Raw genomic sequence first — 9,844 nt, 5'->3', positions numbered from 1 at the left:
AGCCCGGGCTAAACACATACAAATCGAATAACCAAGAGATGCGATGTCCATCTGTTGCTGTAACCATCCCGGTGGCTGATCTTTGTCACTTGGCTCTATTACATTTAGTTGGTCAGTATCTCCCACTGAGCGTTCAACACGTACTTGGCCTTCTCCGGATTCCTCGACAGTTGCACGAACAACTGCCTCATCTGGATCTGCCAAGATGTGGGAAGCATGCTTTCGGAAAGATACCCGCTGCTTACCACGCCCCCGAAGTTGGTCTATATCGCCGGTCAAAAGGAATTCAATGGCTTGAATGACTGAACTCTTCCCAGAACCATTTGGACCTAGAATTCTAACATTTTGACCATTTATGTCCTCATCGCTCCACTTCGTAATCCCTCGAAAATTCTCTACCTCAATACTCTGAATCTGCATCTGAAACCTCCTCATCAATCACGTCTTTGATTTCAGCACTCTCCGTGAGTTCACCCGCTAGCTCCAACTCATTTAATCTATCAGCAACCGAGTCTGGAACCGAATCCTCATCCGAGATTTTCTCAGAAAACGATGCTTGAATTTCTTGCTCCAAATCCCGACCTCCATCTACCATAGATTATAGTATAAAAAACATAATTAAATAACTTGGCAATAGGAGATCGTTGATGTACTATAGATCACCACTAATGTTACAGGTCAGTATAGCGGAGGAATGAGTTCTCTAACTTGTATCTGATTTAAATAGGAAGAAGATCACGTGCCTCAAAGAATTTATTAAGAGCTGTATTGGCTACAGAGCGCTGCTCTGATTCAGAAACAGACTCCTTGGTGGCAGCAAGCAATTCAGATACACCCTCCTCTCGAAGTCGGAATAATTCTTCATACTGGTCCAATGTCAGTCCCATCGTAGATAACCGATAGGATCTGCCCGACTCAAAAATACTGATTAATAGCGAGTCACGAGCATCGAGTAGATTGGCCTGTGCGTCATCAAAGCGTGACTGCTCGAAAGCTCGTACTCCAGCTTCGATCGCAGTGGCTGAATCTAGATACGATTGCTGTGCACGAATGTACCGTTCAAAAACCTCTCGCTGAGTCAAAAGGGAGCTGACCACAGCTTGTTGATTTGGAACAAGCGTTCGGCCTTGTGAAGTGATCTCTCTTGGTTCTCGCTCAGCGTCCGCCAGCTGCGTTATTGACTGCTCAAACGAGGTTGTCTCTAGCTCCCTCCTTGGATTCAAGTCAGTGTCGACGCCGTGATTGAGTACGTCGATTTCGGTATTATCGATCGCTCTGTAAGTGGATTCTGCCTCTGCTAACGACATCAGAAATATACTGTAGTACTCTTTTGCTGTCCGAAGCGAACTGACTCGTTGCTCTATCTCCGGGTCATTGGGGAAATCCTGATTGAGAATGGGAGCAACAGTATCAACCGCTGTGTCCACCTCGTCGCGAAGCTTCCAGATAGATTGCGGGTCTGTGACATCAGTGTCATCAATTGTTGTTGCTGTCGACGCGAACTGTGTCTCAGCGGTTGTGAGTTGCTCTTCTATACTTGGTTGGTCCTCATCTGACTGACCGCTCAGCACTACCCGACCCACTACAACAGCAGCACCACCATATAGCAGCCGACGTCGAGTAAGCTCACCGCGGATATCCTCGGAATCTAGATCCCGAAGATACTGGCTCAGAGAGTCCACTATCTTGTCCATCTGTTTACAATACTTAAATTCTTGCGGCTCAATCAATCAGACATGACAGAACCAGACCCAGAACGGCTGTTCGAGATACAGTCCACAATCCAATCTGGGCTGCGGGTACACGCACGTGGCGAGCGACGTGTCCAGTCAGTCCAACTTGCTGATGATCTCTCTACAATCTACGCAGAACTTGATGACACAGACCTCCCAACTGAAGATGGAGTCGACGACGTGAATTACTTTTTCAGTACAACCGATCGGAGCCTCCAGCGAACGCGGAAGACCGTTGAAGTCGTTGAAGACAGCCTTGATATCGGACTTGGACACAGCAAACTTGCTCGGCTCGCGATGACGGGAGCTCAATTGAGTTCTGGGGTTGCCCTCGTGATTGCGACGCATAACCTTCTGATTAGTGCGAACAGTTTAGATCTCGCTCATGGTTCAGTCGAGTCAATTCAGGATATAGCTGCTGAGCGGTTTCACGAATTCTATCGTGCGATTGGACTATTCGTTACGGAGGCGATTCTGTTTGCGACCCCGATCAACTACCAGATTGCTTGGCGAGGTACGAGGTATCTGAACAATCGGTTCCTCTATTCACTCCGGCACAGTGGATTCTCAGGCACGATTGATGCAACGCTGAAAGGGCTTCATCGGCTCATACTGAGTGAGATCCACTACGTCATCCGCGGAATTGTCCCAACTGGGCTCCGGGCCCCGGAAGAGTTTGTGACGTATCTTACGTCAATGGCGACCCAGACGCTTGCGCTACTCTGGAAGTTCACAGATCTTGGGGTTGGAGAGATACGTGGGAAGGCAGAAGAGATTGTAGATGAGTATCAACAGTTCGTCGGGAATACGTACGAGGTTGTGACAGCTGATGTGGACGTTGATTCAGTGATTATGAACACTGTCGCTCAATTCAGAGACGATCTTGATTTCTTCAGACTGGCATCTCCGTATACAGACTCAAGCATGTGAGACGCTGTAGGCCGAGCTTTAGCCATAGGATTAGTTCTATTCCTAGTGTTCAGACAACCCCCGTTTTCTGTACGGTCGCTCTTCTGTAGGAGATTGTTGGTACAGTCGTTGCTAGTTGGGCAGGGGAACTAATCGATCTTCTAAGCATCGCCACCGTGAACTCGCAATTTGATTCACGCACCGCAAACCGAAAGACCGCAGTCCCTCAATAATGTGCTACGCAAAGGCTAACGGAGCCAGCGAGTGTCGGCTGTACCATCGAGTATCCGCCGCTATTCTGGTGAAATGCCGCGTGTCGGCAACCCTCTGAATTTCTGTCTTGAGAAATGCTTGGATAGTGTTATTATCCAGCCATTATTGTATTCGTTCATGAACAGTGAAGCAAGCATCCACGTGCTTCATGTAGACGATGAACCAGACTTCGCTGAGTTAACTGCGGAGTTTCTGAAACGCGAGGATGATAACTTCACCGTCACGACAGCGACGAGCGCCAGTGAGGGGCTAGAACACCTTTCTTGTGGCGACTTTGACTGTATCGTCTCTGATTATGATATGCCTTCACAGAACGGTATCGAGTTTCTCAAATCTGTCCGAGAGAACTATCCTGACCTGCCATTCGTGCTGTTTACTGGCAAGGGCTCTGAGGAGGTTGCTGGTGAAGCTATCTCCGCTGGCGTGACTGACTATCTCCAGAAAAAGCGTGTAGCTGACCAGTATACTGTATTGGCGAACCGACTGCGAAACGCCGTCGAACGATATCGTGCAGACAAAGAGCGCAAACGGCAGCGCAAAGCTATTGAAACGGCGCAAGAAGGCATCAGCATCCTTAATGAGGACGATGAGTTTATCTACGTCAATCAGGCCTACGCAGACATCTACGGATATGACCCCGACGAGATGGAGGGGGAACACTGGGAACTGGTCTACCCCGACAGCGACACAGCGATCGTACGAGACGTTATCTTGCCGACGGTCGCCGAGGACGGCTACTGGAGCGGAGAGACGACTGGGCTCCGGGCCGATGGGACGACCTTCGTCGAAGATCATACCGTTGCGCAGACGGACACCAGTGAGCTAGTCTGTTCGGTACGGGATCGCTCTGTGGAACAGGAACAGGAGATGGCACTCACTCAATTTCGCACACTCGTCGAGACTCTCAACGACCCGGTCTACGTACTTGATGAAACAGGACACTTCGAATACGTGAACGACGCGTTCATCGAAATGGTTGGGTACGAGCGTGAGAGAATTATTGGAGCGTCACCAACACTAATCAAATCATCGGAGGTGGTCGACCGCTCGAAAAATCACCTTGGGCGGATTCTCTCGTCGGACGGTCCCGACAGCATACAGTTTGAGATCGAGATTCTGCCCAATCAAGGTGAGCCAATTCCCTGTGAGGATCATATGGGCGTCTTGCCGTACGAAGGGGAGTTATTCGAGGGCTCAGTTGGGATTTTGCGTGATATCAGCGAGCGTAAAGAGCGCAAACAAGAGCTTGAGCAGACAAATACTGTCCTTCGCACAATCGTCGAGAATCTGCCGATGGGCGTGCTCGTTGAAGACGCTGAACGTGACGTACTCATGGCAAACGACCAGTTGGGCGAAACACTTGGCGTCCCGATCGACAGTGAGGAAGTAATTGGACACGACTGCGCCACAGCAGCTGAAGAATTTAAACACCGATTCACTGATCCAGAGGAGTTCATCGAAGTGGTTTCCGAGCGACTTGAACACCGGGAGCTGGTTCAAAACGAGGAACTCCAACTCACAGATGGTCGCGTGTTGGAACGTGATTACGTGCCATATACCCTGTCCGAAGGTGAAGCGAACATTTGGTTATATCGTGATGTCACGACACGCAAGCAGCAACGCCAGGAACTTGAGCAGGCCAACGAGTTCCTTTCACAGACCCAAACCGTCGCAGATGTCGGTGGCTGGGAGCTTGACCGCCGAACTGAGTCACTCCGGTGGAGCGATGAAGTCTACCGGATTCACGGCGTCGACATAGACTTCGAACCAACAGTCGAGAACGCCGTCGAGTTCTATCATCCGGAAGATCAGACGACGATTCAGGATGCCGTCGAGCGAGTGTTAACTGACGGGGAACCATACGAGTTGGAGTTACGCATCGTCACAGTTGACAATGAGGTGCGATGGGTTCGTACCCGCGGCGAGCCTTGGCGTGAGGATGGCAAAATTGTTGGTGTGCGCGGCACGTTTCAGGATATTACTCAGCGGATAGAACGCCAACAAAGACTAGAGGAGTTCGCCAGCGTTGTGTCACACGATCTTCGGAACCCGCTGAACGTTGCTACCGGGCATCTTGACTTGGTGGCCGACGAGTGTGACAGCGACCATCTCGACAGTGTCCGCCGAGCACTAGAGCGGATGGAGGCGCTGATTGAAGATCTTCTCATTTTGGCTCGGGATAATAAAGAGGTGAGTGACACTCAGCCGGTTGATCTCGCGACGATAGCTGACAGGTGCCAGGAGAACGTTCAGATGGAGCAGGGACGCGTAATTACTACCGTCGATCGAACCGTGTGGGCAGATAGCAGTCGTCTCAAGCAAGTATTTGAGAACCTGTTTCGAAACGCGGTTGAACACGGTGGGCCAGAAGTGACAGTGACGGTCGGAGAACTAACCGACGGGTTCTATGTTGAAGACGATGGGGCAGGCATTCCGACCGACGAACGCAACGCTGTCTTTGAGCTCGGCTACTCGCAGTCGGCAAATGGAACTGGGTTCGGACTGAATATTGTCAAACAGATTGTCGATGCTCACGACTGGCAGATTCGCGTTACGGACGGGACGGACGGTGGAGCACGGTTTGAGATCACGAACGTTAATTTCGTGAATAAATAGACGTTAAACTCTTGTGTAACACATTGCTGATGGACTGTAGTCTGGCGATTTGCGGGTGCGTGAATCAAATTGGGGGTCCACCAGTAGTTGAGACTGGCTCTTTCAATACATAGAGCCCAAGCCAGTTGCTCGATTTGCCGACAAGCCGTATGATACTCAGGACCCCCCGCGCACGAACTCAGAAGTCACACGGAGGAAAAGTACGACTGACCGAAGCGGAGCAGGTCTCGGTCAAATTCGTCCGGGTCGTCGACTCGAAAGTGGAAGAGCTGATTTCGCATATCCCCGATTTCAAGCACTAACTCGCGGATCACGTCCTGTTGATCATCAAAGAGCGACTCAAATTCCCCCCAATGAATCGAGATGAATTGGGCATAGTGTGCGTAACTGCAATGCTCGATCGACGCTGGCGTTGGCAGTGGGTGTTCCTCGTCGAACGTTTCGGCTAGCTGCTCCGACAGCGCATCACCGAACACTCGCGTGAAAATCTTGCGCAACTGCATCTCGATGGACTCGATCAACAGAAACGGCTCAAGCATCTGTTTCAGTCGTGTCAGGAGGTCGTAGTCGGTTAGAATCCGCCACTCGTCGTCTCGATCGACCACGATGTACGTGTATTCTGCGAGTGCATCGAATATGGCCAGAAGGTTCTCATCCTCGCTGATGGTGTGTGCATCTTCGACTGCTGCGCCGACCGAAATCTTATCGAGCGTTTTGTGTCCGACCTCCAGTTGATGGAATGCAAGGAGAGTCCGGACGACTGATCTGTAGGTGACAATCCCGACCAACTCGCCGTCGCGTTCGACACCGATCTGTGTGTAGCTGTGCTCAGACATCTGACGGAGTGCCGATTCGAGCCCGAGATCGTATTCAACCGTCTGGAGTGTATTGCCGATAGGTAGGTCAGCGATTGTGTACACGGATGCTTAGAAGGTTGGCCCGTAGCTAACTATGTGTTTCCGTCTGTGTCCAAATGACCGCTGTGTCCACGTAGTATTTGATGTCTCTAGGTGTTGGTCGGTAAGATGCGTCTCGGCTTCTGTTCACAGATATGGAGACAAACATTGCTATTAGCGGGCTATTCAGTAGTCCGAGAGACTTGATTGTTCATGTGGCTGTCTGCCGGTGAGAACGTACGATGCAATAGTTCTAAAGAACTCTGCGAGGAGGACAAGCAGTATTGGGCCAAGAAAAATCCCGTAGAACCCGAACGCGATCGGTCCGAGAATATAGGCAAACATCAGTAGGCCCACATGTGTCCGGTTGCCGCTCACATACGGGCGGATTAGAAAGTCAGGAATCGTATCAACGACTACGAACGCCAAAACGAGAAACAGGATCACGAAGCCGAACGCGCTTGCCTGACCACTGGTGACAGCAGCTATCGCGAGAATTGCTCCGACAGGGAGGTACACAATTTTCATTCCCACAACTGGTATTAAACTTCCTGCTCCTGTGAGTGCGCCGACTAGGGGCGCAAATGGAACGTTTACTGCTCCTGGTGCAACGAGATTATATCCAGAAAAGACAAGAATTCCGATGATACCGGTCACAAATGCGTTTAAGATATTACCGAAGAGGATGGAAGACAGTTCATCATCAACAGCTACCGCGTATGACCCGACAACACCTGATTCATCAAAATTGTCGAGAAACCAGTCTACAAGTCGGGAGCCGTCAGTAAGCATATAATATGTCCCGGCCAGAAGAATGAATCCATGGAGTGCTGCGTTTGCGATGAACCCGACTGAACCGGTCAGCGTAGCAACCATTTGTTCGACCCATGTCTGAACTGCGGGGTCGTTGAGGATTGCTACGACTTCCTCAGGGCTCAGCACAAGTATGTCACTGATTTCTAGCCCTACGAGTGGACCCGGAAGTCCACTTCCTTGTGCCGACTGTAGTGCAGACAGATATGCTACACCAGGACCATCCCCGCCAGCGAGCCGTTGGATTTCGGGAACTACCAGTACAAGGGTGTATGTGAGCAAAAAGAGAAACGGCAGTAGGAAAATAGCAATTGTAACCATGGCAAGAACTTGACGGCGATAGGGAACGCGATGGCCTTGGAGTCGCGACGGAAGCGAGAGGCTCTTGAGTTTACGATAAATTGGGCGGCTTGCGTAGTAAAGAAAGATTGCAAATATGAGCGTTGCCTGAAACTGGATTAAAACAAAAACGACCGCAGCTACTAATCCTAACCCTCCAATTCCAAAGAGAATCCGCCGTCGTAGTCCTGAGCTATATTCCATTTACCTACTAATTGCCACATTACAAGAAAGGTATGTTGGTGTGGGGTGGGTGACTTTTTGTTCGGCAGGACTCAAGATTCTATTCCTCTAGCAAGTCCTATGTTGAAATTCCCCTAGGCGATATACTCTGATCAGATGTCGATTAGTACTGAGGTCATCAACAACGTCCGCCTCCGTAATCTGGACGGTGAACACGTCGTGCTCCCGAACGAAGCCGTGAACAATCGAACCATCATCAATCGCAGCATCGAAGGGAAACTTCGGCTCCGGGTGGAAGTGGGGATCGATTACGACGTTAATCCCGACCATGCCGAATCTGTCGCTCTGGATGCGCTCACGGAACTCGAGGAGATCATGAGTCAGCCCGCCCCGCAGGTACTCCCGGTTCGGTTCGACGATTCGGCCGTGATACTCGAACTGCGATTCTGGATCGACAAACCGACCCCACAACGGAAATGGCGAGCTACCCAAGTAGTCATCCACAATGTCAAGGCCGCGTTCCGACGCGAGGGAATCAAGATTCCGTTCCCGCAACGTGAACTTATGGGGAGGAAAGAGACTGGTGGCTTTCGAGTCGTTGACGACGAGTTGAGCGGCCAACCTGAGGCGGATTCACACTCGCCGACCTCATCGACAGATCGATCCGAGTGAGCGGGAGCAGTGTCCCTTCCTCGGTCACCGATTTCCTTCGAGTGGAGTTCGTGCCTCGGCGATCGCGTCCGCACGACTGAGATTTGTCACCCTATCTCCCCACTTGAGTCACGACCGGCACCTCAGTTCGGAGTCGATGTACGAGGCCAGCGAGACGCGTGCTGCCGCCGCGGCGCTTTTGCGGTCTGTCGTCACGCGACCGTACATCGCGCCGTTGACCGTCGCTAGGATATGCTCCGCGACCCGCGACGGGTCGACATCACGGAAAGTGTCGTCGTCGATGCCGCGTTCGACGATGCTCCGGACGGTGGCTGCCAGTCGTTCATCGATCTGCGTGAATTGCTCGCGAAATACCTCGTTCGTCACGGCTTGGGAACGGAGACCGACTAGCACCGCTTGGAGCTGTCGTTGCTCCTCGTCGGGCTGAAGCGGGAGGAGCTTCTCAATGACGTGCTCGAGATCCTCTGGCGGTTCGTCGCCTGTCTCTGTCTCGATCGTCTCTTCGAATCTATCGACGGCGAACTCGAGAAACGCGACCAGAAGGTCGTCTTTCGTGTCGTAGTGGTAGTAGATAGCAGCCTTCGATTTATCGAGTTCGTCGGCGATTCGGGAAATCGACAGGTCGGCGTAACCGTGCTTGAGTAGTGCTCGATAGGTGGCTTCCATAATCTCTTCTTCGGCGGTGCTCCAGTGCTGTTTGGGTGAATCAGAAGCCATAGTCAGTCCGATTGGTTCTCGTCGATTCGTTCCAGTTTGGAGACGTCGACAACGTTGAATTCGGTTGTACACCAGTGGCAGAATCCGAGATCGGGATCGACCGGCTTTCCGCAGGCAGGACAGGCGGGAGATTCATCAGCCCCTGTTGATCCGACAGTATTGTTTGCTTGGAATCTATCGGGTTGTCTTCTAACTTTCGCGATGAGATACGCGTCAAGGACACTAGCGGCACTGATCAGGACTATCGGGAGAATCGAGAATGGATCGGTTAGCGTACCCGAACTAAGCGCGGATATCGTTGACTCGGGGACAAACAGAACTGAAGCAGCAACGGTGAGTCCTAGCCATCCAAGCGCTCTCAGCCAGCGCCGGAGGTAGAAGTGGCCAAGTCCGGTGACCACTGTTCCCAGAAGCGCAGCGAGTAGTGGATTGTTGCTGAACGAGACTCGTCCCATACTATTGACTAAACGTTCGGTAGGTGTTAAAACCTTCGTCGTATGTGTTTACCCCGAGGTCTCGACAGCCGGCACAGCGTGAGCCCGTGAGATCATATCATTGCTGCTGACGACTCGACGAAGCTCTTCGTATGGATTGCGTCCCTGCTGGCGCCACGTCGCCAGCAGGGACAAGACCGTCTCGTGAACGAACATTCCTCGGTCATTACGGAGCGTTCCGATTTTGATATACGTATAG

10 protein-coding genes and 1 pseudogene are annotated in these 9,844 nt (G+C 51.5%); 3 read left to right on the top strand and 8 right to left on the bottom strand.

Annotated features, from left to right (window positions below):
• The 3 genes from ACP96_RS18140 to ACP96_RS18825 all read right to left on the bottom strand — a co-directional run.
• A partial coding sequence (locus tag ACP96_RS18140; RefSeq protein ID WP_161785366.1) for an AAA family ATPase occupies positions 1-420 on the bottom strand: 420 nt, incomplete at its 3' end.
• The gene (locus ACP96_RS14225) at positions 401-595 is read right to left on the bottom strand and encodes a hypothetical protein (RefSeq protein WP_050033813.1); all 195 of its coding nucleotides are present in this window, start codon (positions 593-595) and stop codon (positions 401-403) included. The genes ACP96_RS18140 and ACP96_RS14225, both read right to left, overlap by 20 nt.
• Before the next feature lie 124 nt (positions 596-719).
• Entirely contained in the window at positions 720-1,682 is a 963-nt protein-coding gene (locus tag ACP96_RS18825; protein WP_154020487.1) for a hypothetical protein, read from the bottom strand.
• A 54-nt stretch (positions 1,683-1,736) separates the two neighbouring features.
• On the opposite strand from ACP96_RS18825, the gene ACP96_RS14220 reads away from it, so the two are divergent.
• The gene (locus tag ACP96_RS14220; protein ID WP_050033812.1) at positions 1,737-2,663 is read left to right on the top strand and encodes a hypothetical protein; all 927 of its coding nucleotides are present in this window, start codon (positions 1,737-1,739) and stop codon (positions 2,661-2,663) included.
• Between the two features lie 369 nt (positions 2,664-3,032).
• Positions 3,033-5,531 carry a PAS domain S-box protein gene (locus ACP96_RS14215; RefSeq protein ID WP_050033811.1) on the top strand — a complete coding sequence of 833 codons (2,499 nt, stop codon included), beginning with the start codon at positions 3,033-3,035 and terminating at the stop codon, positions 5,529-5,531.
• Positions 5,532-5,716: 185 nt separating this feature from the next.
• On the opposite strand, the gene ACP96_RS14210 is transcribed toward ACP96_RS14215, so the two are convergent.
• Positions 5,717-6,451 carry a CBS domain-containing protein gene (locus ACP96_RS14210; RefSeq protein ID WP_050033810.1) on the bottom strand — a complete coding sequence of 245 codons (735 nt, stop codon included), beginning with the start codon at positions 6,449-6,451 and terminating at the stop codon, positions 5,717-5,719.
• Between the two features lie 162 nt (positions 6,452-6,613).
• A complete protein-coding gene (locus tag ACP96_RS14205; protein WP_049908306.1) occupies positions 6,614-7,783 on the bottom strand; it encodes an AI-2E family transporter in 1,170 nt (389 codons plus the stop codon).
• A gap of 135 nt (positions 7,784-7,918) precedes the next feature.
• Between ACP96_RS14205 and ACP96_RS14200 the strand changes: the two genes are divergently transcribed.
• Positions 7,919-8,434: a mechanosensitive ion channel family protein gene (locus ACP96_RS14200; protein ID WP_237561677.1), complete on the top strand. Its 516-nt coding sequence runs from the start codon at positions 7,919-7,921 to the stop codon at positions 8,432-8,434.
• A gap of 108 nt (positions 8,435-8,542) precedes the next feature.
• Here the strand turns inward: ACP96_RS14200 and ACP96_RS14195 are convergent, their stop codons facing one another.
• The 3 genes and pseudogenes from ACP96_RS14195 to ACP96_RS14190 form a co-directional block, all read right to left on the bottom strand.
• Positions 8,543-9,151, bottom strand: a complete 609-nt coding sequence (locus ACP96_RS14195) for a TetR/AcrR family transcriptional regulator (protein WP_004595432.1) — start codon at positions 9,149-9,151, stop codon at positions 8,543-8,545.
• A 2-nt stretch (positions 9,152-9,153) separates the two neighbouring features.
• Positions 9,154-9,606 carry a zinc ribbon domain-containing protein gene (locus ACP96_RS18135; RefSeq protein ID WP_004595431.1) on the bottom strand — a complete coding sequence of 151 codons (453 nt, stop codon included), beginning with the start codon at positions 9,604-9,606 and terminating at the stop codon, positions 9,154-9,156.
• 48 nt (positions 9,607-9,654) lie between these two features.
• Positions 9,655-9,844 (bottom strand): annotated as a pseudogene (locus tag ACP96_RS14190) (IS66 family transposase); the annotation flags it as partial.

This window comes from Halorubrum halophilum (assembly GCF_000739595.1).
Classification (GTDB): domain Archaea; phylum Halobacteriota; class Halobacteria; order Halobacteriales; family Haloferacaceae; genus Halorubrum; species Halorubrum halophilum.
Note: the sequence above shows the minus strand (reverse complement) of the source record. Positions and strands in the feature narration are given on the sequence as shown.

What these genes read in the sequence shown, in the direction of transcription:
- ACP96_RS14225 (WP_050033813.1), bottom strand. Translation starts at nt 595, where the DNA reads ATGGTAGATGGAGGTCGGGATTTGGAGCAAGAAATTCAAGCATCGTTT.
- ACP96_RS14220 (WP_050033812.1), top strand. Translation starts at nt 1,737, where the DNA reads ATGACAGAACCAGACCCAGAACGGCTGTTCGAGATACAGTCCACAATC.
- ACP96_RS14215 (WP_050033811.1), top strand. Translation starts at nt 3,033, where the DNA reads ATGAACAGTGAAGCAAGCATCCACGTGCTTCATGTAGACGATGAACCA.
- ACP96_RS14205 (WP_049908306.1), bottom strand. Translation starts at nt 7,783, where the DNA reads ATGGAATATAGCTCAGGACTACGACGGCGGATTCTCTTTGGAATTGGA.
- ACP96_RS14200 (WP_237561677.1), top strand. Translation starts at nt 7,919, where the DNA reads ATGTCGATTAGTACTGAGGTCATCAACAACGTCCGCCTCCGTAATCTG.
- ACP96_RS14195 (WP_004595432.1), bottom strand. Translation starts at nt 9,151, where the DNA reads ATGGCTTCTGATTCACCCAAACAGCACTGGAGCACCGCCGAAGAAGAG.
- ACP96_RS18135 (WP_004595431.1), bottom strand. Translation starts at nt 9,606, where the DNA reads ATGGGACGAGTCTCGTTCAGCAACAATCCACTACTCGCTGCGCTTCTG.